Source organism: Diaphorobacter aerolatus, assembly GCF_014489535.1.
In the GTDB taxonomy this organism is placed as follows: domain Bacteria; phylum Pseudomonadota; class Gammaproteobacteria; order Burkholderiales; family Burkholderiaceae_C; genus Diaphorobacter_A; species Diaphorobacter_A aerolatus.
On record NZ_CP060783.1, the window covers coordinates 3,424,617 to 3,448,613 of the forward strand.

The window sequence follows — 23,997 nt, forward strand, 5'->3', positions numbered from 1 at the left end:
CCTTCACCGCGCCTTCCTTTTCTCTCCGTCACCAGCCAAGCCACAACAAGGACCGCCTCATGAGCACAACCTCCATCGAAGACCTGTTCGTTCACAATCGCGAGTGGGCTGCGCAGGTGGAGCGCGAGCGGCCCGGTTTCTTCACCGGGCTGATGGCGCAGCAAAAACCCAAGTACATGTGGATTGGCTGCTCCGACAGCCGCGTTCCCGCCAATCAGATCTCCGGTCTTGAGCCCGGTGAAGTGTTCGTGCACCGCAATGTGGCGAACGTGGTCGTTCCCAGCGATCTGAACTGCCTCTCGACGATCCAGTATTCGGTGGACCATCTGAAGGTCGAGCATCTCATGGTCGTGGGCCACTATGGCTGCGGCGGCGTGCTCGCCGCGCTCGAAGGATTGCGCCTGGGTCTGGTGGACAACTGGACGCGCCACGTGCGCGACGTGCGCGACAAGCACATCAAGCTGCTGGAGTCGCTCTCGCCGCAGTGGCGCCATGATGCGCTGTGTGAACTCAACGCGATCGAGCAGGTCGTCAACGTGGCGCAATCGACGGTGTTGCAGGACGCGTGGGCGCGCGGTCAGAAGATCACGCTGCATGGCTGGTGCTACAGCATCAAGAATGGTCTGATCACCAATCTGGAGATGACCATTCCCGGTATCGGCGGCCTGGGCGAGGTACATGCGGCCGCCGTGGACAAGGTCGCGCAGCGCAAGCGCGACTGATCGCGAAAACCTCCGCGACGCCCGCACAACGGCATCAAGGCACAAAGGCCCGATCCATGTTTCCGCAACGTCTGGATGCCCCTCAGGCCTACGACATCGCGAAGGCGATGATGGATGGCTTCAACCGGCACTACAAGCTGTTTCGGGCCGAGTCCGCGCGCGCCAAGCACCGTTTCGAAACGCAGGACTGGCATGGCCAGCAGCGCGCACAGCGCGAGCGCATCGAGTTCTATGATCTGCGTGTGAAGGAGTGCGTGCTGCGACTCGACAAGGAGTTCGCCGCCGGAGCGCTGCCGATGAGCGTGTGGCAACAGGTCAAGCTGCACTACATCGGGCTGATGGTGGAACACCTGCAGCCCGAATTGGCCGAGACCTTCTTCAATTCGGTCACCACCAAGATACTGCATCGCACGCACTTTCAGAACGATTTCATCTTCGTGCGGCCCGCTGTGAGCACGGAGTATCTGGAAAGCAATGCGACCGGCGCACTGCCCACCTACCGCGCGTACTATCCCGAGACGCTGGAACGCCTGCCGCAGGTACTCATGCAGTTGTGCGAGCAGCTCGGTTTGCAATGCGCATTCGACGACCTTGCGCGCGATACGAACCTGCTCGCAGAGCGCATCCAGGAGCGGCTCAAGGGATTGACGCTGCGTGCAAATTTCCAGATACAGGTGCTCTCCAACCTGTTCTACCGGAACAAGGGCGCCTATCTGGTCGGCAAGATCATCACGGGCTATACCGAGCTGGCCCTTGCGGTGCCGATTCTGCATGACGCGAGTGGCAAGCTCGTGCTGCATGCCGCGCTGTTCGGCGAGGATGACATGCACAGCCTGTTCAGTTTTGCGCGGGCCTATTTCATGGTCGACATGGAGGTGCCGAGCGCTTATGTGCAGTTTCTGCGAACGCTGATGCCACGCAAGCCGCGCGCCGATCTCTACACCGCCATCGGTCTCGCCAAGCAGGGGAAGACGCTGTTTTACCGCGAATTCCTGCACCATCTGCGTTATTCCACCGACAAATTCCGCATTGCGCCCGGCATCAAGGGCATGGTGATGCTGGTGTTCGATCTGCCGAGTTTTCCTTATGTCTTCAAACTGATCAAGGACTATTTCCCGCGCCCAAAGAGACCACGCGCGAGCAGGTCAAGGATAAGTATTTGCTCGTGAAGCAGCACGACCGCGTGGGCCGCATGGCAGACACGCTGGAATACAGTCTGGTAGCGTTTCCGCGCGAGCGGTTCTCGGATGAGTTGATCGCGGAGATACAGAAATTCGCGCCGAGCCAGTTGGAAATCAGCGACCGCGATGGAGACGGGCAGCAAGAGGTCATCATCAGCCATCTCTATATCGAACGCCGTCTCGTGCCGCTCAACATCCATCTGCAGGAGTGCTTTGATGCAGGCCTGGCCCAGCCCGAGGCCAGGCAGCATCTGGAGCATGCGGTGGTCGAATACGGTAACGCGATCAAGGATCTGGTGGCCGCGAACATTTTCCCCGGCGACATGCTCTGGAAGAACTTCGGCATCACACGCGGCGGCAAGGTCGTGTTCTACGACTATGACGAGATCGAATATCTCACCGACTGCAATTTCCGGCGCGTGCCTGCGCCGCGCAACGAAGAAGACGAGATGTCGGGTGAGGTCTGGTACGCGGTGCATCCGCGCGACGTCTTTCCGGAAACCTTCGGCCCGTTTCTGCTCGGCAATGACGCCGTGCGCGAGGTCTTCATGCGCCATCACGCCGATCTGCTCGATGCGCAGTTCTGGCAGTCGCACAAGGAACGCATTCAGGCGGGTCACATGCTCGACGTCTTCCCCTACGAAGCAGAGCGCCGCCTGCGCGCGCACATCGAATAGCCATCGCTTTCAAAACAATCCCCCATTCAACCCGTCGTCGATCTATCCCAAGGAGATACCAATGAGCCAGCAACATAACGATCCCGTCGTCATCGTGAGCGCCGCGCGCACACCCATGGGCGGCTTCCAGAGCGACTTTGCCGATCTGTCGGCCAATGACCTGGGTGGCGCGGCCATCAAGGCTGCCGTGGAGCGCGCGGGCATCAAGCCGGAGCAGGTAGAGGAAGTGCTGTTCGGCAACTGCCTGATGGCGGGCCAGGGTCAGGCACCTGCGCGCCAGGCCGGATTCAAGGGCGGTCTGCCGCAATCGACCGGCGCGGTGACGCTGTCCAAGATGTGCGGTGCCGGCATGGAAGCCACCATCCTCGCGCACGACCAACTGATTGCGGGCAGCCGCGACGTGATGATTGCGGGCGGCATGGAGAGCATGACCAACGCGCCGTATCTGCTCAAGAAAGGCCGCGGCGGCTACCGCATGGGGCACGACAAGATCTACGACCACATGATGCTTGACGGTCTCGAAGATGCCTACGAAGCCGGTCGCTCGATGGGCACGTTCGGCGAAGACTGCGCGGCCAAATACCACTTCACGCGCGAGCAGCAGGATGAGTTTGCCATCGCGAGCGTCCAGCGCGCGCAGGCGGCCACCGAGAGCGGCGCGTTCAAGGACGAAATCACGCCTGTCACCTTCAAGACCCGCAAGGGCGACGTCACCGTGAGCGTGGACGAAGGTCCGGCCAAGGCCAAGATCGACAAGATCAGCAGCCTCAAGCCCGCGTTCAAGAAGGACGGAACCATCACCGCAGCGTCCAGCTCCAGCATCAACGACGGCGCGGCCGCCATGGTGCTGATGCGTGAATCCACCGCAAAGCAACTGGGCTGCAAGCCGCTCGCGCGCATCGTCGCTCACGGCACGCATGCACAGGCACCCGAGTGGTTCACCACGGCCCCGGTCGGTGCCACCGAAAAGGCGCTCAAGAAGGCCGGATGGAAGGTCGAAGACGTCGATCTGTGGGAGGTGAACGAGGCCTTTGCCGTGGTGCCGATGGCGCTGATGAAGGAACTCAACATTCCTCACGACAAGGTCAACGTCAACGGTGGTGCTTGCGCACTGGGTCATCCGATTGGCGCGAGCGGCGCGCGCATTCTGGTCACGCTGATCCACGCGCTCAAGGCACGCGGGAAGAAGAAGGGCCTGGCCACGCTGTGCATTGGCGGTGGCGAAGGCACGGCGATGGCAATCGAGCTGGTTTGATCCTGCATCGTGTGAACGGGCCCTGGTGGCCTTTGCCTTAAAGTGAGCCCATGTGCAACGCGCCCAACGTAGGAGACCAGCATGAGCGAAGACCTTGAGCACGAAGACGAGCAACCGGCAGCGCAGCCGCTGACGGCGCAGCAGATCGCGTCCTTCTGGCGGGATTTTTCTGGGCAGTTGGCTGCCTTGAACGCGCTGGAGCCCCGCGAATTCGTCGAGCGCGCGGGCGAGATTCTTGAGCCTTATGCTCCCGATCTGGCGCTGGAGCTTGAAGGCAATCCCAACGAGGCGGGCGCGCGGCTGGTCGTGACGGCTCACGGCAATATCGCGCAGTTCGAGAACGTGCAGGCGCTGGTGCGCGGCGCGCCGCGACTCGACGGCTATGCCGTGCAGGCGTTTCGCAGCCGCTCGCTGGGGCAGGATTTTTCGATGAACATGAACGACTTCGAACTGTCCTGTTCCGACGTGCTTGTCGCGCACTACGACGCAGGCGGCATCGTTGGACTGGAGCTGTCGTTCGAGAAGATCGTGCCGCAAGACATGATCGACCATGCGCGCCACATGGCGTTCATCATGCTTGACCACGTGCTTGGTGAATGGGATTTTTCCGTGCGCGTGGGGCCGGTGGAATTCGTCGATGCGTTCTCGGACAGTGTTGCAGGCGCGGAGCCGCTGTCGGTTTTTCCCGCGATCTTCGATGCCTTTCAGCGCGACGAGCTGGGTCGAAGCTACGAATTCCCGCGCGAGGGCGACGAGCGCTGGATATCTCTCGAAGTGCGTCCGCGCGATGCGCAGGACGACGCGCCGCCCGACATCCTGACGTTTCATGATTCGGCCAATGCCTTGGCCACGCGTGCGGACCTCTCGCATTTCCTGAGCTGGCGACTGCCGTTCGCGAGCCAGCAGGAACTCGATGCGGTTCGAGATGCGCAGGACGCGCTCGAGGCCGCGCTCAGGCAGCAGCAACGCGGCGTTCTCGCGTTCTCCCGTGTCGAGGACATGAGCACGCGCCTCGCGGCCTTTTATGTGGACGACGTGGAGCACGCAAGCGCACTCGCCGGCCGCCTCGGCGCGGAGCATGCATCAGGCTTGGAGTCTGAGCTGCACGCGACCTATGACCCTTCATGGCGCGAATTTCTCGGACTCTATGGCGCGATCCACGCGAGTCAAGCGGGTGAGGGTGGCGACGCATGATCACCACGCTCGAACAACTGCGCACGCTCTACGCCCCACCGGCCGAGCGTGCGGTCAAGAAGCAACTCAATCATCTCGATGCGTATTGCCAGCGCATCATCGCGCTCTCGCCGTTCTGCGTGATCGCGACCGCGGGCGAGGACGGCGCATTGCTTGATGCCTCTCCGCGCGGCGGCCCCAAGGGTTTTGTCAAATGCGCCGATGCCCACCATCTGCTGGTGCCCGATGCGGGCGGCAACAACCGTCTTGATTCGCTGACCAACCTGCTTCGCGATCCACGCGTTGCCATGCTCTTTTTCGTGCCCGGTGTTGATGAAACCCTGCGCGTGAACGGCACGGCGCGATTGCGTGACGAGCCGGAGTTTCTGCACCGCTTTGACGGCGAGCGCCAGTTGCCCAGGCTGGTGATCGAGGTGCAGGTCCAGGAAGCCTATCTGCATTGCGCGAAGGCACTCATGCGGTCCAGGCTGTGGGATGCGGGCACGCAGATCGAGCGCAGCGAATTGCCGACACTCAACGAAATCATCGTCGCGCAGATGGGTTCGAGCGCAGCGCCCGAGACGCAGGCCGACATGCTGCAGCGCTATCGCCAACAGATTGCAGACGAACAGGGAGCGGGCTGATCATGTCTTCCACCGTTCTGGTGATTGGCGCGTCGCGCGGTATCGGTCTGGAGTTCGTTCGTCAGTACCGCGATGCGGGTTGGCGCGTGATCGCGACGGTACGCGATGAGGGGGCGCGCGAACGCGTTCAGGCGCTGGGTGCCGAGGTGCATTTGATCGATGTGGCGCAACCGGCCAGCGTCAGCGGGCTTGGCGGGCGGCTCGATGGCGAGCGCATCGATGTCGCGCTGTACGTGGCCGGCGTCATTCGTCGGCCCGGTGCGCTCGTCGCGCCCACGCAGGAGGACTTTGACGCCGTCATGCACACCAACGTGCTGGGCGCGATGCAGGTGCTCACGCAGGTCGCACCGATGGTCGAGCAGGCGGGTGGAGTGTTCGCGTTTCTGTCGAGCTCGATGTCGCAGATCGGCAGCGTGCAGAGCAGCGGCTCGTGGATCTACCGGGCGAGCAAGTCCGCGCTCAACATGGTGGTGGCTGCGGCGCAGAATGACTATCCGCGTGCGACGCTCGTCACCATTGATCCCGGCTGGGTGCAAACCGACATGGGCGGCGCAAGCGCGCCCGTGAAGATCGAGGAAAGCGTGAGCGGCATGCGCAGCGTGCTGGCCTCGCTCACGCCCGGGGACAAGGGCCAGTTGCTGCATTACGACGGGCGTCGTGCGGCGCACTGGTGATTCGGGCCGTACACACATATCCATTTCATTTTTGAGAGAGACAGGCAGATGCTGCTGACAGAAGACCAGGAAATGATTCGCGACGCCGTGCGTCAGTTTGCGCAGGAACAACTCTGGCCGAACGCCGAGCGCTGGGACAAGGAGCACTTCTTTCCGCGCGACGTTCACAAGGGCCTTGCCGAACTGGGTGCGTATGGCATCTGCGTGCCCGAGGAGCATGGCGGCGCGGGCCTGAACTATCTTTCGCTCGCGCTGGTGCTCGAGGAGATTGCGGCGGGCGATGGTGGCACGAGCACGGTGATCAGCGTGACCAACTGCCCGTCAATGCGATTCTCATGAAGTATGGCAACGCGGCGCAAAAGAAAAAATGGCTAGAGCCACTTGCGCGCGGCGAGATGCTGGGCGCGTTCTGCCTGACCGAGCCGCATGTCGGATCGGATGCCTCATCGCTGCGCACGACCGCGGTGAAGCAGGGCGACGAATACGTGATCAACGGCGTCAAGCAGTTCATCACCAGCGGCAAGAACGGACATGTGGCCATCGTCATCGCGGTCACCGACAAGGGTGCGGGCAAGAAGGGCATGAGCGCGTTTCTCGTGCCTACCGATGCGCCCGGCTACGTCGTCGCACGGCTCGAAGACAAGCTGGGCCAGCACTCGAGCGACACCGCACAGATCAATTTCGACAACTGCCGCGTTCCAGCCGAGAACCTGATCGGCACGGAAGGCGAAGGCTACAAGATTGCGCTCGGCGGACTCGAGGGCGGTCGCATCGGCATCGCGGCGCAAAGCGTGGGCATGGCGCGCAGCGCATTCGAATTCGCGCTGCAATACAGCAAGGAACGCGAGAGCTTCGGCACCGCGATCTTCAACCACCAGGCCGTGGGCTTCCGGCTGGCCGATTGCGCGGTGCAGATCGAGGCGGCACGGCAGTTGATCTGGCATGCGGCGTCGCTGCGCGACGCGGGGCGTCCGTGTTTGAAGGAGGCCGCAATGGCCAAGCTGTTCGCCAGCGAGATGGCTGAGCGGGTTTGCAGCGCTGCCATCCAGACGCTCGGTGGATATGGCGTGGTGAGCGATTTTCCGGTCGAGCGGATCTACCGTGACGTGCGTGTATGCCAGATCTATGAAGGCACGAGCGACGTGCAGAAAATCATCATTCAACGCGCACTGGCCTGACCGAGACGGGCGCATGCGTCAGACATCCCGTCCTTGCTCGCGCTGTCGCGGTTGCGCATCACGATGGTGATCTCGCCGTTGGTCTCGATGGTCGCCAGCTCGACCTCGTAGGTGTGCAGGCAGCCACCGGCGTGCAGCGCGGCCTTGAGATCGTCGGCCGTCAGAAGTTCTGCGGCCATGGTGGCCTGGTTGACCTTGCCGTTGGTGATCAGATTGAGCGGCTTGCCGTCGATGAGGCGCGACAGCAACCGGCTGCGGTAGGTGAGGTGCGCCATCAGGGTGTGGGCGGCGATCAGCGTGGTGGCCGAGATGAGCCCGCCGGTCAGTGAGTTGTCGCCCGCGTTCATCGAGTTCTGCACGGCGTTCGAAAGAATCAGCAGCAGGATCAGATCGAAGGGGTCGTACTGCCCGACGTTGCGTTTGCCGGTGAGGCGCAGGAACACCAGCAGGAAGGCATAGACGATCAAACCCCGAACAACGAATTCCCACCATGGCACGGCCATTGCAAACATGAGTTGCCTCCTTTGATCATCGACGCACGCGATGCATGCCTGGCATTTTCTGCGCGCCACCGGGCGCAGGCCAAGGCGGCGATGTAGGACGGCGGCGTGTTCGTGCGCTGGGCAGATGCGCTACGCTTGAATATCGTGTCCGGCACCGGGCCGGATCGTCTTGGGCATTGATGAATGGGTCAATAGATGATGGGATCGAACCACGCTGCCTCCGCATCTGCATCGGATGCGCCATGTCCCTGTGGCCGCACGAACGCGAAGGGCAAGGCCCTGTCCCTGCGTGAATGCTGCGGGCGCTATCTTGATCGCTTCGAGACGCTTCCCGCACCCGATGCCGAGTCTCTGATGCGCTCGCGCTACACAGCGTTTGTGCGGGCAGACGCGAACTATCTCAAGGCCACCTGGCATGTCTCGCAGCGGCCTGCGGAGCTTGGTTTCGACCCGGCCACCCGGTGGCTTGGACTGGCCGTCAAGGATGCCAGACGCATCGATGACGAACACGCCGAGGTGGAGTTCGTCGCGCGCTACCGCATAGGCGGGCGAGCCGTGAGATTGCATGAACGCAGCCGCTTCGTGCGCGAAGATGACGGGCGCTGGTATTACGTCGATGGCGAACAGTACTGAAGCGTCATCAGCGGCTTCTGGTTGATCCAGATCGGACGGCGCGGTGTATCTGGTAACAAATACCCCTCGTCGGGGGGTATGGCTGTCGGCCACATTTACATACGATCGACACTCTGGATCATCAATTTGATTTACTGATTCTTTAAAACCGCCAACAACCTATGAACTCCACTCAACTCACCCGACGTTCCGCAGCGCTGCTGCTCCTGGCATCTCTTGCAGCCTGCGGTGGCAGCGACGATTCCGATGAGGGCAGTGGGAACGGTAACGGTAACGGTAACGGAAATGGAAACGGAAACGGAAACGGTAACGGGAATGGAAACGGTAACGGGAACGGCAACGGAAATGGAAATGGCAACGGGAATGGCAACACCACCACGCCGATCACCGGGCAATACCGCCTGGAGTCGCCCAGTGCCTCGTTCACCGCAGCGCTCGCTACCGCGAACCAGTTGGGAGCCATGGGCTATGCCTTCATCAGCACGCTGGGCGCAGGCACGGCCACCGGCGTCAGCATGGGTGATTTCTACGTAACCGACACGACGCATGCGAAATCGCGCCTTGACTACGTGGCGGATGCGGAAACGTCGAATCTCGCGGGCTTTCTCGCGCAACTGAATCAGCGCGGCGCACAAGGCTATCTGTACAAGTCCACTGCGGCCTTCATGGCCAGCCAGAAGGATGTGCGCAATATCTACGTGCGCGATTCGACACTGGGCCGCACCTACACCTATGAGGCGGTGGAATCGGACATGAATGCAGCGACCGCCAAGTTGATTGGCGATCAACTCGCCAGCCAGGGCGCGCGCGGCTTTCGCTGGTTGGGCCCGATGATCCTCGGCTCGCAGAGCTTCAATCTGTACTGCAAGGACAGCGTGTCCACGACCTACGAGTACACGCTGAGCACGCCAAGCGGCGGCTACTCCGAATCGAATGCCGCCGAACTCAAGAAGAGTCTCGATGCCATGGGCGCGCAGGGTCGCATGACGCGCGGCGCGCTGGCGTTGTCGACCGGCACCGCCGTGGCCGTGTGGGAGAAGTCGTCGGCGCAGCAAGGCGCGATCCAGTATCTGGTCGAATCGGGTATCGGCAACGACACGCTCGCGCAGATGAAGTCGCGCATGGATGCCAACGCGGCTAAAAGCTTTTTCTACTTCAGCGGCATGGTCACCGCCGACGGTGCAATGCACAACATCTCGGTGGCAAACGCGAACCGGCTGCTGCATCCACTGGCTGGCGCGGCGTTTCCATAAGCACGCCGCACGGGCATCCTGGAGGGAGAGGCTGCCGCATAATCGCGGCATCCTTTGCCTGTCAACACGCAATGGCGCTGAAGGTTTTCAGCGCCTTGTTTTTTGGTGCGAGCCCGACCGATGACCGTTTTGTTTGATGCCGTTCTGTTCGATTGCGATGGTGTGCTCGTGGACAGCGAGTCGATCACCAACCGCGTGCTGCGCGACATGCTCAACGAGGCGGGCTGGCCGATCACCACGCAGGAATGTTTGCAGCAGTTCATCGGCAAGACCGTGCGCAGCCAGTCCGCGCGCATCGAACAGCACACCGGAAAGCCGTTCACCGAGGGATGGCTGCAGCAGTTCTATGCGCGGCGCAACGTCGCACTGACAGCGGAACTGGTGGCGATTGACGGTGCGCTTGCAGCGGTGAAAAGCGTGCATGACACGCTCGGAGGCCGCATTGCCTGCGCTTCGGGCGCGGATCGCGCAAAGGTGGAGATGCAGCTCGCGAAGGTGGGCCTCGCGCCGTATTTCGAAGGCCGGGTCTTCAGCGGCCACGAAACGCCGTGCAGCAAGCCGTTCCCGGATGTCTATCTGGTGGCCGCCGCTGCCGTGCATGTCGATCCCGCGCGATGTCTGGTGATCGAAGACACGCTCACCGGCGTTCAGGCAGGTGTTGCGGCCGGGGCCACGGTCTGGGCCTATTTTCCCGCGCACCAGGGGCATGCCGACGCCAGCGATTTGCTCGACGCCGGAGCGAGCCGGGTGTTCGATGCGATGGGCGATCTGCCGAAGTTGATGCTGGCGGCAACGACGTCTGGCCAGGGCCTGTCCAGATGAACAGTCCCTATTCCCCGGCCGCCTTGCGCGAGTGCTTGCGGTATTCGGCCGGCGAGTGTCCAGTCCATACGCGGAACGCGCGAATGAAACTTTTCTCGCCCGCGAAACCGGCCGCCTGGGCCACCTGCTTGATGGGTCGGTCGGTGCGGTTGAGCAGCTCGATGGCCTTGCCGCGGCGCATCTCGTCCTTGAGGGTTTGCAGCGATGCGCCCTCCTCCTTTAACTGCCGGTGCAGCGTGCGCGTGGAGACGTGCAGCTCATCGGCCAGCGTGCGCGCGCTGTGCATCACGTCGGGCGTGCTCGCGAGAATCTGGCGCACACGTTGCACCAGTAGCCGGTCGCGCCGGTACTTGCGCACCATCAGCGGCAGTGCGCGCTGCAGCATCTGCTGCATGGCGGCTTCGTCACGCTTGAGCGGCAGGGCGAGATAGCGCGTGTCCAGCTCGACCGCCGCCTGCGGCGCATCGAAGGTGAGCTTGCCACTGAACAGCACGCGGTAGGCGTCGGCATGTGGCGGCGCGGGGAAGGGGAACTGCGCAGAAATCACCGGCAGGCGCGAGTCTATGAACCAGCTGGCGAGCCCGAGCGCATTGCGCAGTACCGATACCAGGCAGAACTCGCGCAGTTCGCCCAGCTCGCGGTGCTCGGTGATGGTGAGCAGGCTGCGTTCGCCTTCGGCGTGCAGGTGCAGGCGGATGTCGTCGACGATCAAATGGTGGTGGCGACACCAGCGTGCCAGCGCCAGCCCAAGGGTGGGTGCGCTCAACGATGCGCGCGCAAGCATGCCGTAGCTGCCCAGGGCAGTCTGCGGCTGAACCAGCCCAGGCCCTCGTCGTCAAGCTCGCGCATTGCAAAGCCGGACAGGACTTCCATCTGCATCGCCGTGATTCGTGCGGAGTGATCTTGAATCTCCGCTGGCGCAATTTGCGCCGTCTCCAGCGCATCTTCCGCAGGCATTCCCCGGCGCTCGTAGGCAAGCAGGATTGCCCGCACAAAAGCCATCGGCGTGACGGCCGGATGAGCGTTGTCCAAGGGGCGGGGTGAAACCGATTCTGGCATGATCAGATTTTGCGGTGTGCTGGCACAAATTGCAACCATTACGGCCCGATAGCGGCTCCCCATTGTCACGCGTCCGGCGTATGCTGTGTGATAAACCAAGTGCGGCAAAGCCATGCCGACCCTGCAGGAGACAACAGCCCATGAATTCGCAGTCCTCGTCCACTGAACGTTTTGTGTTGAGCCAGGCTTCCGGCAAGACGGACAAGCCGCTCATCGAACAGACGCTGGGCGATTTCTTTCGCGACATGGCCGCGCATCATCCTGATCGCGATGCGCTGATCAGCGCGCATCAGGCGCGGCGCTACACCTACGCGCAGTTGCATGCCGAAGCGCGCAAGCTGGCGAGCGCGCTGCTGGGTCTCGGGCTCGACAAGGGTGATCGTGTCGGCATCTGGTCGCACAACAACGCCGAATGGGTGCTGATGCAGTTCGCCACCGCGCAGATCGGCCTGGTGCTGGTGAACATCAACCCGGCCTACCGCACGGCCGAGGTCGAGTACGCGATCAACAAGGTGGGCTGCAAGGCGATCATCACGATGCCGAGCTTCAAGACCAGCGACTATCTCGGCATGCTGCGCGAACTCGCGCCCGAACTGGAGACGGCCACGCCCGGCGAGCTGCGCGCCGCGCGTCTGCCCACGCTGGTCAACGTGGTGTGGATCGACGAGGCCGGTCAGGGCGACGAGCAAGCCGGCATGCTGCGGTTTTCCGAACTGCTGGCGCGCGGCGATGCGGCGGATGCACGCATCGACGCCTTGGCCTCCGGACTTCGCAATACCGACGCGATCAACATTCAGTTCACGAGCGGCACGACGGGTTTCCCCAAGGGTGCGACGCTCACCCACCGCAACATCCTGAACAACGGCTTCTTCATCGGCGAGTGCATGCGCCTCACCCCGAAGATCGTTTGTGCATTCCCGTGCCGCTGTATCACTGCTTTGGCATGGTGCTCGGCAATCTGGCCTGCATCACACATGGCGCGGCCATCGTCTACCCGAGCGACGGCTTCGATCCGCTCAAGGTACTGGAGACCGTGCAGGCCGAAAAATGCACGGGCCTGCATGGCGTGCCGACCATGTTCATTGCCGAGCTTGATCACCCGCGTTTCGCCGAGTTCGATCTTTCCAGGCTGCGCACCGGCATCATGGCGGGCTCGCCGTGCCCGATCGAGGTGATGAAGCGCGTGGTCAAGGACATGCATCTGTCGGAGATCACCATCGCCTACGGCATGACCGAAACCAGTCCCGTGAGCTGCCAGAGCGACAACGACACGCCGCTCGAAAAGCGCGTGTCCACGGTCGGCAAGGTGCAGCCGCACCTCGACGTGAAGATCGTCAACCCGGAAACCGGCGAAGTGCTGCCCGTGGGCCAGAGCGGCGAACTGTGCACGCGTGGCTATTCGGTCATGCTCGGCTACTGGGGCGACGAGGCCAGGACGCAGGAGGCCATCGACGCCGAAGGCTTCATGCACACCGGTGACCTGGCGACGATGGACGACGAGGGTTATGTGAACATCGTGGGCCGTATCAAGGACATGGTGATTCGCGGCGGCGAAAACATCTACCCGCGCGAAGTGGAGGAGTTTCTCTATCGCCACCCGAAGGTGCAGGATGTGCAGGTCGTCGGTGTGCCCGATCAGCGCTACGGCGAGGAGCTGTGCGCCTGGGTCATCACCAAGCCCGGCGAAAGCCTGGTCGAGGACGAAATCCGCGAGTTCTGCAAGGGCCAGATCGCGCATTACAAGGTGCCACGGTACATCCGTTTCGTGACCTCGTTTCCGATGACCGTGACCGGCAAGATCCAGAAGTTCCGCATCCGCGACGAGATGAAGAGCCAGCTCGGGCTCGAAGAAAGCAAGTCCGCCTGAGGGCTCACGGCGAACCACGATGCCCGTTACCTTCCGCCATCCACACCGCCCTCTGCTGGCGCTCGTCGCCGGGATGCTGTGCTGCGCGCCCGCCGCGTCCGTGTGGGCTGGCATGCAGGAGCGCGTGCTGCAGGTACCGGTCTCGGTCACCAGCCCGCAGGGCACGAAGGTGAATTCAAGCATTGCGGTGACCGTGTATTCCGATGCGGCCAATCCCGTGCCCGCGCCGGTGCTGGTGCTCAATCATGGACGTTCACCGCAGGCCGAGGGCCGCAAGGAACTGCACCGTGCACGCTTTGCAAAACAGGCGCGCTACTTCGTGAGTCGCGGTTTTCTCGTCGCGGTGCCGACGCGGCTTGGTTATGGCCCGACGTTTGAGGACGATGCCGAGGACAGCGGCGCTTGCAAGTCCAAGCGCTTCGCGCCCGCGCTGAACTCCGCCGCCACGCAGATCAACGCCGTGCTCGACGCCGTGCGCCACCTGCGGGCCGATGCCTCGCCCGACCGGGCGGTGATTGCGGGTCAGTCGTTTGGCGGCGCGGCGGCCGTCGCAGCGGCTGCGCAGGAGCCGCACGGGGTGCAGGCAGTGATCAACTTTGCCGGTGGCGCGGGCGGCAACCCCGCACGCACACCGGCAAGCCTTGCGATCCGGTGCAGCTTGCGAGCGTGTTTCGCGGCTACGGTGCCAGGACGCAGTTGCCCATGCTGTGGATCTACGCGAACAACGACCAGTATTTCGGTGCGGAGTGGCCCGCCAAATGGCACGCCGCCTTCGAGCAGGGCGGAGGTCACGCGCAGTTCCAGCAGCTTCCCGCATTCGGCAAGGATGGGCATGAGCTGTTCCGTGCGGGACCCAGGCAATGGGAGCCGCTGGTGTCGAAATTTCTCGACGAAAGCGGTTTTGCATCGCCCGGGAGCGCTGCGACCCATTCGCCGCCGGTGGATGAAGCGGTCGGGTCGGCCTCACGTGAGGAGCCTGCGCGATGAGGGTCTTGGCGATCATTCAGGCGTCAACAACAATGCCCGCAATCGGTGCGACGAGCATCAGGACAAGCAGGGCGGATTCGGCGGTGCGCATGGGGCCTTATCGGCTCAGTCTGCACCGCAGCTTTAATCAGTCATCGAGAAAAAACGAGTGTCCCGACAGGGGAAAGTGGAGAAACGAACAATGAGCATTCTTGGAACGCAACTCAATGCCCGGTCGGCCGACTTCCAGGCCAACGCGCAGGCCATGCAGGCCGTGGTCGATGATCTGCGTGCACAGACCGAACGTGTGGCGCAGGGCGGTGGCGAGGCGGCGCGCGCCAAGCACGTGGCGCGGGGCAAGCTGCTGCCGCGTGAGCGCGTGCAGCGCCTGCTCGATCCCGGCACACCGTTTCTGGAGCTCTCGCCGCTCGCCGCGCTCAACATGTACAACAACGACGCGCCCGGTGCGGGCGTGATCACCGGCATTGGCCGCGTCAACGGCGTGGACTGCATGATCGTGTGCAATGACGCCACCGTGAAGGGCGGCACCTACTACCCGATGACGGTGAAGAAGCATCTGCGCGCCCAGGAAATTGCGCAGCAGAACCAGCTTCCCTGCATCTATCTGGTGGACTCGGGCGGTGCCAATCTGCCGAATCAGGACGACGTGTTCCCCGACCGCGAGCACTTTGGCCGCATCTTCTTCAATCAGGCCAACATGAGTGCACAAGGCATCTCGCAGGTGGCCGTGGTGATGGGCTCGTGCACGGCGGGCGGCGCCTATGTGCCTGCGATGAGCGATGAATCCATCATCGTGAAGAACCAGGGCACGATTTTCCTCGGTGGCCCGCCGCTCGTGAAGGCGGCTACCGGCGAGGTGGTGAGCGCCGAAGACCTTGGCGGCGGGGATGTGCACACGCGCCTCTCGGCGTGGCCGATCATCTGGCCGAGAACGATCTGCATGCGCTGGCGCTGGCTCGGCAGATCACCGGCAACCTCAATCACAGCAAGCAGGTCTGCGTGAACGATGAACCTGCGCGCGCGCCGCTGTTTGAATCCCGCGAACTGTACGGTGTGATTCCGGTGGACACGCGCAAGCCTTTCGACGTGCGCGAAATCATTGCACGCGTGGTGGACGGCAGCGAGTTCGACGAGTTCAAGGCGCGCTTTGGCAGCACCCTGGTCTGCGGCTTTGCGCGCATCGAAGGCATGCAGGTGGGCATCATCGCCAACAACGGCATTCTGTTCAGCGAATCGGCGGTCAAGGGCGCGCACTTCATCGAACTGTGCTGTCAGCGCAAGATTCCGCTGGTGTTTTTGCAGAACATCACCGGCTTCATGGTCGGTCGCAAATACGAGAACGAAGGCATCGCGCGCCACGGCGCCAAGCTGGTGACGGCGGTGGCAACGGCGAGCGTGCCCAAGTTCACCATCATCATCGGCGGCAGCTTCGGCGCGGGCAACTACGGCATGTGCGGGCGGGCGTATTCGCCGCGTTTCCTGTGGATGTGGCCGAACGCGCGCATCAGCGTGATGGGCGGCGAGCAGGCGTCAAGCGTGCTCGCCACCGTCAAGCGCGACGGCATCGAATCCAGGGCGGTCAATGGAGCGCCGACGAAGAAGAAGCCTTCAAGGCCCTATCCGCAAGCAATATGAGGAACAGGGCCATCCCTACTACGCCACCGCGCGTCTGTGGGATGACGGCGTGATCGATCCCGCCGACACGCGCCGCGTGCTGGCGCTGGGCTCGCGGCAACGCGCAACGCGCCCATCGAAGACACGCGCTTCGGCGTGTTCCGCATGTGATGCGGTGAGCAAACAAAAAAAGAGCAATCAAGGAGATCAAACCCCATGGCCCAAGCCCTGACTCTGCAAGTGAATGGCGCGGTCGCGACCATCACGCTGTCGCAGCCGGAAATCCGCAATGCGTTCAGCGACGAAGTGATTCTGGAAATCACCGAAGCCTTTCGTGCGGCCGGTGACCGTCCCGACGTGCGTGCCATCGTGCTGGCTGCCGAGGGCCGGCCTACTGCGCCGGTGCCAACCTCAACTGGATGCGCCGCATGGCGGACTACACGCGCGAGGAAAACATCCAGGACGCGGGCGCGCTCGCCGAGATGCTGCGCGTGATCTACGAATGTCCCAAACCCACCATCGCGCGCGTGCAGGGCGACGTGTATGCGGGCGGCGTGGGGCTGGTGGCGTGCTGCGACATCGCGGTGTCCGCCGATCAGGTGCACTACTGCCTGAGCGAAACCAAGATCGGGCTGATTCCCGCAACCATCAGCCCCTACGTGATTCGCGCCATGGGCGCACGCGCCGCGCATCGCTACTTTCTGACGGCCGAGCGCTTCACGGCTGCCGAGGCGCTGCGCATCGGTTTCGTGCACGAGGTGGTGAGCGCCGACGAGCTCGATGCCAAGGTCGACGCGATCCTCAAGAATCTGCTGTCTGCGAGCCCGAACGCCGTGCGTGCGGCCAAGAAGCTGGTGCAGGACGTGGCCGAGCGCGAGATCAACGCCGCGCTGGTCCGGCAGACGGTCGAGGGTATTGCCGACATCCGCGCGAGCGAAGAGGGCCGCGAGGGCGTGCAGGCTTTTCTGGCCAAGCGCAAGCCTTCGTGGCTGCCGGGCTGATCCATTCGCTGAACCATCGGGCACAGCATATGGAAGCTCTCTGGCTGCAATTCGTTCAATGGCTGCATACGGTCGGCATGCACGTGGACGGCAATACGGTGCGCGACATGGCGGAAGGCGCCAAACATGTGACCGAGAAGCTCGACATGCCCGCCATGATGGCGCTCGCTGCGGCGCTTGGCTGGGCGAGCGGTTTTCGGCTTTATGCGGTGGTGTTCCTGGTGGGCGCGATGGGCGCGGCGGGCTGGTTTCCGCTGCCGGCGGGGCTGGCGATTCTGCAGACCCCGCTGGTGCTCGCAGTGAGCGGATTCATGCTGCTGGTCGAGTTCTTCGCCGACAAGCTGCCGTGGTTCGACAGCTTATGGGATTCGATCAACGCCTTCATCCGCGTGCCCGCCGGCGCGATGCTCGCAGCCGGTGTCTTCGGTGCCGACAACGCATCGATGGCCGTGGCTGCGGGACTGCTTGGAGGCACGCTGTCGGCCACTTCGCTGGCCACCAAGATGACCACGCGCGCTGCGGCCAACACATCGCCCGAGCCGTTTTCCAACTGGGGCCTGTCATTTCTTGAAGATGGTCTGGTCGTCGGCACCGTGTGGCTCGCGACGCAGCATCCCGTGGCCTTCGGCGTCGCACTGGTGTTTGCCATCATCCTGTCGGTGATCGTGCTCATCGTGCTTTTCAAATTCCTGCGCGCCGTATGGCGTCGCATATCCGCATTGTTTTCCAGTTCCGAGAGGAAGGTGGTTTGAGTATGTTCAACAAGATTTTGATCGCGAATCGGGGCGAGATCGCCTGCCGCGTAGCCGCCACCGCACGCCGCATGGGCGTCAAGACCGTGGCGGTGTATTCCGACGCAGACGCGCACTCCAAGCACGTGGCATCGTGCGATGAGGCGGTGTACATCGGCGGCAGCGCACCCAAGGACAGCTATCTGCGCTGGGAGCGCATCATCGACGCCGCGAAGGCCACGGGCGCGCAGGCCGTGCATCCCGGCTACGGTTTTCTCTCGGAGAACGAGGAGTTCGCGCAGGCCTGCGCCAGTGCGGGGCTGGTGTTCATCGGCCCGCCTGCGTCCGCCATCCAGGCCATGGGTTTGAAGGCCGAGTCCAAGCAGCTCATGGAAAAGGCGGGCGTGCCGCTGGTGCCCGGTTATCACGGCCCCGATCAGGACCCCGAGATGCTCAAGCGCGAGGCGGATCGCATCGGTTATCCGGTGCTCATCAAGGCAAGCGCGGGCGGCGGCGGCAAGGGCATGCGTGCCGTGGAGTCCGCGGCCGGTTTTGCTGACGCGCTGGCATCGTGCAAGCGCGAAGCCATCAACAGCTTTGGCGACGATGCGGTGCTGATCGAAAAGTATGTACAGCGCCCGCGTCACATCGAGATTCAGGTGTTCGGCGACACGCACGGCAACTATGTCTATCTGTTCGAGCGCGATTGCTCGGTGCAGCGTCGCCACCAGAAGGTGCTTGAGGAAGCACCGGCACCCGGCATGACCGAGGCCATGCGCCAGCAGATGGGCGACGCGGCGGTCTCGGCCGCGCGTGCCGTGAACTATGTGGGCGCGGGCACGGTGGAGTTCATCGTCGAGCAGCGCGATGGCGGCGAGATGAATTTCTTCTTCATGGAGATGAATACGCGCCTGCAGGTCGAGCACCCGGTGACCGAAGCCATCACCGGCGAAGACCTCGTCGAATGGCAATTGCGTGTGGCCAGCGGCGAGAAGCTGCCCAAGCAGCAGGGCGAACTGAAGATCATCGGTCACGCCATCGAGGCGCGCATCTGCGCGGAAAACCCCGACAACAATTTCCTGCCCGCGACCGGCACGCTCAATGTCTACCGCAAGCCAGCCGGTGTGAGCTTCGAGCGCGGTGACGTGCGCATCGACGACGGCGTGCGCGAGGGCGATGCCATCAGCCCGTTCTACGACTCGATGATCGCCAAGCTCATCGTGCACGGCGACAACCGCGAACAGGCGCTCGCGCGGCTCGACGAGGCGCTCGCGCAGACACGGATCGTGGGTCTCAACACCAACGTGCAGTTCCTGCGTCTGGTGGTGCGCAGCGATTCGTTTGCGAAGGCCAACCTCGACACCGCGCTGATCCAGCGCGAAGCGGCCGTGCTGTTCAAGCAGGAAACGGTGGGCATTCCGCTCGCCGTCGCCAGCGTCGTCGCCAACGTGCTCGACGCAGAAGCACAGGCGCAGGGCAGTGACCCGTTCAGCCACCGCGACGGCTGGCGCTCGCTCGGCGTGTTGCAGCGCCCATTCGATTTCGACTACGCGGGCCGCCCGGTGAGCGCATCGCTGTCGTATCTGCCACAAGGCCAGTACGTGTTGAACGTGCAGGACGCGGAGCAGTCACTCGCGACAGGCCCGCTGCGCTTTGCGCGCGGTCCCGATGGTGCTTTCGATCTGCAGCTTGGCGACCAGCGCGCCCGCGCGAGCGTCTACATGCAGGGCGATGCCGCCCACGTCTTCACCCCCGCAGGAGCAACGCGACTCGACCTGCTCGACCCGCTGGCCCATGCCGGCGACGCGCATTCCGAAGGCGGTCGCCTGACCGCCCCCATGCCCGGCAAGGTCGTCTCGTTCGCGGTGAAGGCTGGCGACAAGGTCAGCAAGGGCCAGCCTCTGGCTGTCATGGAAGCCATGAAGATGGAACACACCATCGCCGCCCCTGCCGATGGCGTGGTCGCCGAACTGCTCTACACCCCGGGCGATCAGGTCACAGAAGGAGCAGAACTGCTCAAACTTGAAGCCGCAACCTGAAGAAATGAGTGCGGCAAAATAGGCATCTCCCGAAGCCGGGTTCCGCCGCAGATATTCAGCAGTGCAGAAGTGATTGCCCCGCCCGGGGCAATCCCGGCCTCTGCAAGCAATCCAGGAGAATCCCATCATGGCCCTGTCCTCTCTCATCCCCAGCCGCGTGAAACTCATCGACGTGGGCCCGCGCGACGGCCTGCAGAACGAGAAGGCTCCCGTGCCCGCCGAGGTCAAGATCGAACTGGTGCAGCGCCTGCAGGACGCAGGCCTCAAGGAGATCGAGGTCACCAGTTTCGTGAGCCCCAAATGGGTGCCGCAGATGGGTGACAACGCCGAGGTGATGGCGGGCGTCCGGCGTGCTCCGGGCGTGCTGTATTCGGTGCTCACGCCCAACATGAAGGGCTTTGAAGCCGCGGTGGCTTCGAGGCCCGATGAAATCGTGGTGTTCGGCGCGGCCAGTGAGGCATTCAGCCAGAAGAACATCAACTGCTCGATTGCCGAGAGCATCGAGCGCTTTGCGCCCGTGGTCGAAGCGGCACTCGCTGCAGGCATCAAGGTGCGCGGCGCCATGAGCTGCACCGTGGGCTGTCCCTACGAGGGCGATATCGCCCCTGAGAAAGTGGGCGAACTCGCACGGCTGATGAAGAACATCGGCGTGCAGCGCGTGGACGTCGCCGACACCATCGGCGTGGGCACGCCGCGCAAGGTGCAGGCCGCCATCGAAGCGACGCTCAGGCACTACGACATCGACCATGTGTCGGGCCATTTTCATGACACCTATGGTCAGGCAGTGTCCAACACGCTGGCCGCGCTGGAGATGGGCGTGTGGAACTACCAGTCGTCCGTCGCCGGGCTCGGTGGCTGCCCGTATGCCAAGGGTGCCACCGGTAACGTGTCCACCGAAGACGTGGTGTTCCTGCTGCAGGGCATGGGCATCGACACCGGAATCGATCTCGACAAGCTCGTGGATGCCGGCAAGTACATCAGCGACTTCCTTGGCCGCAAGCCCAATTCGCGCGTGGCAACCGCCATCCTGAACAAACGTGCGGGCTGATCGCGTGATGTGCGGATCGGAACTCCAGCCGCTGCCCGAGGGCGTGCGCCGCGTGGCCCGGGCGCTTCTGGACAAGGGCCATGCCCATGCGCCCGTCATGCTCGACAACTCCGCGCGCACCGCGCAGGAAGCGGCGGACGCGCTCGGCATCACCGTCGGGCAGATCGCCAAAAGCATCATCTTTCGTCGCAAGGGCGATGACGTGGCCGTGCTGGTGATCACGTCGGGTGACAAACGCGTGGATGAGAAAAAGGTGGATGCCCTCGTCGGCAAGACCGGCCGCGCCGACGCGGACTTCGTGAAGGCCAGAACCGGCTTCTCCATAGGCGGCGTATCGCCCATCGCGCATGAGACTGATCCGGTCACGTTGATCGACCGTGAGCTGTTTCGCTTCGACGTGATCTGGGCGGCAGCGGGACACCCTAATGGCGTGTTTCAGCTCGCACCGGAGGATCTTGAAAAACTCACGGGCGCTCCGGTGGTCGACGTAGTGAAGGTCGATGCAGCATGACGGGCTTCGACAATCTCCTGCTGGAAGCCCGCGCGCTCGACGTGGCCGACATCGGTCATTTTGATGCGGCATATGACGGCGTGGTCGATTCGCCGTGCGTGAACGTCTGCCGCATGACGGCTGATCGCAGCCACTGCGAAGGCTGCTTTCGCACCATTGACGAGATTCGCCGCTGGTCCAAGGCCGACGCGGCAGATCGCCGCACCATCTGGATTGCAGCGCTCAGGCGCGCGGAAATAGAACTACCGAAAGCTCTGGCATGAAGCAAATCACCTGCTATATCGATTTTGTCTCGCCCTACGCCTGGCTCGCATTCGATCAGGCCCCGCGCACGCTCGAAGGCGTGAGCTACGAGTTGCGCTACAAACCCGTGCTGCTGGGCGCGCTCTTCAAGCAGTACGACAACCCGGGTCCGGCGGGCATTCCTCCGAAACGCGAATGGACCTACCGCCATGCGACCTGGCTCGGCCATGCACAGGGCTGCGGATTGCAGATGCCTATGCAGCACCCGTTCAATCCGCTGCCGCTCGCGCGCCTTGCGCTTCAATGCAGCGATGACGGTTTCATCAACCGCTTCACGGCGGACACGATCTTTCGCCACGTCTGGCTCGGCGGACTGGACGCCAACGATCCGGCGCGCATGGAGCAACTCAGACAGGTGCTGAGCGAGCAGATACGCCCGGATTCCGAGAACGAGGCCAAGGCACTGCTGCGAGCCAACACCGAAGAGGCGTCCGCGCGCGGCGCCTTCGGCGTGCCTTCGTTCGACGTCGATGGCAAGCTCTTCTGGGGGCTCGACGGTCTGCCGATGTTGCGCGCGTATCTGGGTGGCGACGCGTGGTTTGACAACGGACAGTGGGATGCTGCCACGCAGCGCCCGTCGGGTCTTGGCTGAGGCTCTGAACCATCACGCGCGGCGATAGCTGGTGCGGCAATATCATTCCATTCGGAGGCGGGGTTCCATGCGGAAAAAAATTCTTGCGGCGATGGCCGCGCTCGGCGTGCTGTGCCTTCATCCGGACATGCAGCGCAGCGCGCAGGCCATCCAGATTCCGGGCGGTGCGGACGCCGACCGGCTGGTGATCAGCGAGTCTGGCGCGGGCCATATGTTGATCATTCCGTATTTCAGCACCCAGGCGGGCAACGCCACGCTGATCACGCTGGTCAACACCGACGAGGTCAACGGCAAGGCGGTCAAGCTACGGTTTCGCGGAGCGAGGAATGCCGACAGCCTGTTCGATTTTCAGGTTTTTCTCGCCGCCGGAGATGCCTGGACGGCCAACGTCAGCCAGTTGCAGAGCGGTTATTCCTCCCTGACCAGCGAAGATGCATCCTGCACCAGACCACCCAGGGCCGACATCAACGGAAAGCCATTCTCCGTCGCGCGCCTCAATCCGCAGGTCAGCGAAGCCGAGCGCGCCAACGGCACGCGTGAGGGTTATATCGAGATCGTCAACATGGCCGACATCCCCCAGGCCAGGACGGGGCTGTATCCGCTGATCGAACTGACGAACTCGCGTGCCATTTGCGCCGATGGAGTGGCCAACAATGCGCTGACCGCACTGGACACAGACCTGAAGGATGTCGCGGCCTATGGGGCCATCGGCATGACCGCGCCCACCACGGGGCTGATCGCGAACTGGACTCTGACGAACGTGCCCGCGGCACTTTCGTGGAGCGGCGTGGCCATGCCGATCGAGGCGCGCAAGGGCGATGTGCCGGCCAAGGGAAACATCAGCTATTTCCCGCAAAGCTCCAAGCCAGCGAACAACCCCGGAACCGCGTCGGCTGATCCGCTGTTTGCCGGGGCCTCGCCCGTCGTGACGGCGAGTTGGTCGGATTTGCCTGATATCTCGACGCCCTACGTGGCGGGTGTGGGCGGTCCGAATGCGCAGCTCAGTGCGATAGCGGATTTGCTGGCCGTCCGATGGGTGGTGAACGAGTACTGGACGGAGCCGACGATTCATGCAGCAACGGACTGGCTGTTCACCATGCCGACGCGCAGGTTTGCGGTGGGGATTGATTATCGGCACACAGCTCGTCCTCGTCCCGTGTTCAACGACGCGGTAGCAGCCCATTTCGCGCCCATAAACGTTGTCATGAACGGTGATGCCGCTTGCCTTCGTAATCTGACCTTCGAATCCCGGGACCGCGAAGGAGCCAATGCTATTGACATCGACGACCACTGGATTTTTCCGACGCCTTACGCGCCCACATTCAGTTGCGGCAGCACTTCGACTACGTCGTTCAACCCGTCTGATGCTGGGAGTTCCAAAGTGGTGTCTTCGAGTGTCAGCCTGAAGGTAATGGATACCGGGCACACCAATGGATGGTTCAGCTTCGACAGCGGCTACGGGCTTCACAGCCACGCCTTCTTCCGGTGATCGGCCAGGCCTTCGTGCGCGCATTCAACCCTGCGGTCGCT

At 63.0% G+C, this 23,997-nt stretch carries 17 protein-coding genes and 6 pseudogenes; 21 read left to right on the forward strand and 2 right to left on the reverse strand.

What is annotated here, in order from left to right:
• Window positions 1–59: 59 nt before the first annotated feature.
• The 7 genes and pseudogenes from can (at window position 60) to H9K75_RS15975 (ending at window position 7,504) form a co-directional block, all read left to right on the forward strand.
• Window positions 60–722 (forward strand): carbonate dehydratase, encoded by a 663-nt coding sequence (can, locus tag H9K75_RS15945; RefSeq protein WP_187723360.1) that lies wholly within the window; start codon window positions 60–62, stop codon window positions 720–722.
• A 56-nt stretch (window positions 723–778) separates the two neighbouring features.
• Window positions 779–2,580, forward strand: a pseudogene (aceK, locus tag H9K75_RS15950) (bifunctional isocitrate dehydrogenase kinase/phosphatase).
• Window positions 2,581–2,641: 61 nt separating this feature from the next.
• Entirely contained in the window at window positions 2,642–3,835 is a 1,194-nt protein-coding gene (locus H9K75_RS15955) for an acetyl-CoA C-acyltransferase (RefSeq protein ID WP_187723361.1), read from the forward strand.
• An 81-nt stretch (window positions 3,836–3,916) separates the two neighbouring features.
• Entirely contained in the window at window positions 3,917–5,029 is a 1,113-nt protein-coding gene (locus H9K75_RS15960; RefSeq protein WP_187723362.1) for a hypothetical protein, read from the forward strand.
• The gene (locus H9K75_RS15965) at window positions 5,026–5,652 is read left to right on the forward strand and encodes a pyridoxamine 5'-phosphate oxidase family protein (protein ID WP_187723363.1); all 627 of its coding nucleotides are present in this window, start codon (window positions 5,026–5,028) and stop codon (window positions 5,650–5,652) included. Before H9K75_RS15960 ends, H9K75_RS15965 begins: the two co-directional genes overlap by 4 nt.
• A 2-nt stretch (window positions 5,653–5,654) precedes the next feature.
• Window positions 5,655–6,326 (forward strand): SDR family oxidoreductase, encoded by a 672-nt coding sequence (locus H9K75_RS15970; RefSeq protein WP_187723364.1) that lies wholly within the window; start codon window positions 5,655–5,657, stop codon window positions 6,324–6,326.
• A gap of 48 nt (window positions 6,327–6,374) precedes the next feature.
• Window positions 6,375–7,504: pseudogene (locus H9K75_RS15975) on the forward strand (acyl-CoA dehydrogenase family protein).
• On the opposite strand, the gene H9K75_RS15980 reads toward H9K75_RS15975, so the two are convergent.
• Window positions 7,486–8,016, reverse strand: coding sequence for a DUF421 domain-containing protein (locus H9K75_RS15980; RefSeq protein ID WP_187723365.1), 531 nt, complete (start codon window positions 8,014–8,016; stop codon window positions 7,486–7,488). The pseudogene H9K75_RS15975 and the gene H9K75_RS15980 sit on opposite strands and share 19 nt — an antisense overlap.
• 186 nt (window positions 8,017–8,202) lie before the next feature.
• Here H9K75_RS15980 and H9K75_RS15985 point away from each other — a divergent pair, with 186 nt between their 5' ends.
• From H9K75_RS15985 to H9K75_RS15995, 3 genes are all read left to right on the forward strand, one after another.
• Window positions 8,203–8,640: a YchJ family protein gene (locus tag H9K75_RS15985; protein WP_226858263.1), complete on the forward strand. Its 438-nt coding sequence runs from the start codon at window positions 8,203–8,205 to the stop codon at window positions 8,638–8,640.
• A 161-nt stretch (window positions 8,641–8,801) separates the two neighbouring features.
• The gene (locus H9K75_RS15990) at window positions 8,802–9,893 is read left to right on the forward strand and encodes a hypothetical protein (RefSeq protein ID WP_187723366.1); all 1,092 of its coding nucleotides are present in this window, start codon (window positions 8,802–8,804) and stop codon (window positions 9,891–9,893) included.
• Between the two features lie 120 nt (window positions 9,894–10,013).
• Window positions 10,014–10,715, forward strand: coding sequence for an HAD family hydrolase (locus H9K75_RS15995; RefSeq protein WP_187723367.1), 702 nt, complete (start codon window positions 10,014–10,016; stop codon window positions 10,713–10,715).
• A 7-nt stretch (window positions 10,716–10,722) separates the two neighbouring features.
• Here H9K75_RS15995 and H9K75_RS16000 read toward each other — a convergent pair.
• Window positions 10,723–11,774: pseudogene (locus H9K75_RS16000) on the reverse strand (AraC family transcriptional regulator).
• 140 nt (window positions 11,775–11,914) lie between these two features.
• Here H9K75_RS16000 and H9K75_RS16005 point away from each other — a divergent pair.
• From H9K75_RS16005 to H9K75_RS16055, 11 genes and pseudogenes are all read left to right on the forward strand, one after another.
• Window positions 11,915–13,641 (forward strand): annotated as a pseudogene (locus tag H9K75_RS16005) (AMP-binding protein).
• A gap of 19 nt (window positions 13,642–13,660) precedes the next feature.
• On the forward strand, window positions 13,661–14,755 hold the full coding sequence (locus H9K75_RS16010) for a dienelactone hydrolase family protein (protein ID WP_187723368.1): 1,095 nt from the start codon (window positions 13,661–13,663) through the stop codon (window positions 14,753–14,755).
• A gap of 54 nt (window positions 14,756–14,809) precedes the next feature.
• Window positions 14,810–16,413 (forward strand): annotated as a pseudogene (locus H9K75_RS16015) (carboxyl transferase domain-containing protein).
• Between the two features lie 45 nt (window positions 16,414–16,458).
• Window positions 16,459–17,243, forward strand: a pseudogene (locus tag H9K75_RS16020) (enoyl-CoA hydratase/isomerase family protein).
• Between the two features lie 29 nt (window positions 17,244–17,272).
• Complete coding sequence (locus tag H9K75_RS16025; RefSeq protein ID WP_187723369.1) at window positions 17,273–17,995, forward strand: DUF4126 domain-containing protein; 723 nt, start codon at window positions 17,273–17,275, stop codon at window positions 17,993–17,995.
• Window positions 17,996–17,997: 2 nt separating this feature from the next.
• The gene (locus H9K75_RS16030) at window positions 17,998–20,013 is read left to right on the forward strand and encodes an acetyl/propionyl/methylcrotonyl-CoA carboxylase subunit alpha (protein WP_187723370.1); all 2,016 of its coding nucleotides are present in this window, start codon (window positions 17,998–18,000) and stop codon (window positions 20,011–20,013) included.
• A 127-nt stretch (window positions 20,014–20,140) separates the two neighbouring features.
• A complete protein-coding gene (locus tag H9K75_RS16035) occupies window positions 20,141–21,061 on the forward strand; it encodes a hydroxymethylglutaryl-CoA lyase (RefSeq protein ID WP_187723371.1) in 921 nt (306 codons plus the stop codon).
• A gap of 7 nt (window positions 21,062–21,068) precedes the next feature.
• Window positions 21,069–21,572 carry a YbaK/EbsC family protein gene (locus H9K75_RS16040; protein WP_187726069.1) on the forward strand — a complete coding sequence of 168 codons (504 nt, stop codon included), beginning with the start codon at window positions 21,069–21,071 and terminating at the stop codon, window positions 21,570–21,572.
• Window positions 21,569–21,835 (forward strand): DUF1289 domain-containing protein, encoded by a 267-nt coding sequence (locus H9K75_RS16045; protein ID WP_187723372.1) that lies wholly within the window; start codon window positions 21,569–21,571, stop codon window positions 21,833–21,835. The genes H9K75_RS16040 and H9K75_RS16045 overlap by 4 nt, the downstream gene beginning before the upstream one ends.
• Window positions 21,832–22,467 (forward strand): 2-hydroxychromene-2-carboxylate isomerase, encoded by a 636-nt coding sequence (locus tag H9K75_RS16050; protein WP_187723373.1) that lies wholly within the window; start codon window positions 21,832–21,834, stop codon window positions 22,465–22,467. The genes H9K75_RS16045 and H9K75_RS16050 overlap by 4 nt, the downstream gene beginning before the upstream one ends.
• A gap of 67 nt (window positions 22,468–22,534) precedes the next feature.
• Window positions 22,535–23,956, forward strand: a complete 1,422-nt coding sequence (locus tag H9K75_RS16055; protein ID WP_187723374.1) for a hypothetical protein — start codon at window positions 22,535–22,537, stop codon at window positions 23,954–23,956.
• The last annotated feature ends 41 nt before the right edge of the window (window positions 23,957–23,997 follow it).

Coding starts and splice junctions, on each gene's coding strand:
- can (WP_187723360.1), top strand. CDS start 60: ATGAGCACAACCTCCATCGAAGACCTGTTCGTTCACAATCGCGAGTGG.
- H9K75_RS15955 (WP_187723361.1), top strand. CDS start 2,642: ATGAGCCAGCAACATAACGATCCCGTCGTCATCGTGAGCGCCGCGCGC.
- H9K75_RS15960 (WP_187723362.1), top strand. CDS start 3,917: ATGAGCGAAGACCTTGAGCACGAAGACGAGCAACCGGCAGCGCAGCCG.
- H9K75_RS15965 (WP_187723363.1), top strand. CDS start 5,026: ATGATCACCACGCTCGAACAACTGCGCACGCTCTACGCCCCACCGGCC.
- H9K75_RS15970 (WP_187723364.1), top strand. CDS start 5,655: ATGTCTTCCACCGTTCTGGTGATTGGCGCGTCGCGCGGTATCGGTCTG.
- H9K75_RS15980 (WP_187723365.1), bottom strand. CDS start 8,016: ATGTTTGCAATGGCCGTGCCATGGTGGGAATTCGTTGTTCGGGGTTTG.
- H9K75_RS15985 (WP_226858263.1), top strand. CDS start 8,203: ATGATGGGATCGAACCACGCTGCCTCCGCATCTGCATCGGATGCGCCA.
- H9K75_RS15990 (WP_187723366.1), top strand. CDS start 8,802: ATGAACTCCACTCAACTCACCCGACGTTCCGCAGCGCTGCTGCTCCTG.
- H9K75_RS15995 (WP_187723367.1), top strand. CDS start 10,014: ATGACCGTTTTGTTTGATGCCGTTCTGTTCGATTGCGATGGTGTGCTC.
- H9K75_RS16010 (WP_187723368.1), top strand. CDS start 13,661: ATGCCCGTTACCTTCCGCCATCCACACCGCCCTCTGCTGGCGCTCGTC.
- H9K75_RS16025 (WP_187723369.1), top strand. CDS start 17,273: ATGGAAGCTCTCTGGCTGCAATTCGTTCAATGGCTGCATACGGTCGGC.
- H9K75_RS16030 (WP_187723370.1), top strand. CDS start 17,998: ATGTTCAACAAGATTTTGATCGCGAATCGGGGCGAGATCGCCTGCCGC.
- H9K75_RS16035 (WP_187723371.1), top strand. CDS start 20,141: ATGGCCCTGTCCTCTCTCATCCCCAGCCGCGTGAAACTCATCGACGTG.
- H9K75_RS16040 (WP_187726069.1), top strand. CDS start 21,069: ATGTGCGGATCGGAACTCCAGCCGCTGCCCGAGGGCGTGCGCCGCGTG.
- H9K75_RS16045 (WP_187723372.1), top strand. CDS start 21,569: ATGACGGGCTTCGACAATCTCCTGCTGGAAGCCCGCGCGCTCGACGTG.
- H9K75_RS16050 (WP_187723373.1), top strand. CDS start 21,832: ATGAAGCAAATCACCTGCTATATCGATTTTGTCTCGCCCTACGCCTGG.
- H9K75_RS16055 (WP_187723374.1), top strand. CDS start 22,535: ATGCGGAAAAAAATTCTTGCGGCGATGGCCGCGCTCGGCGTGCTGTGC.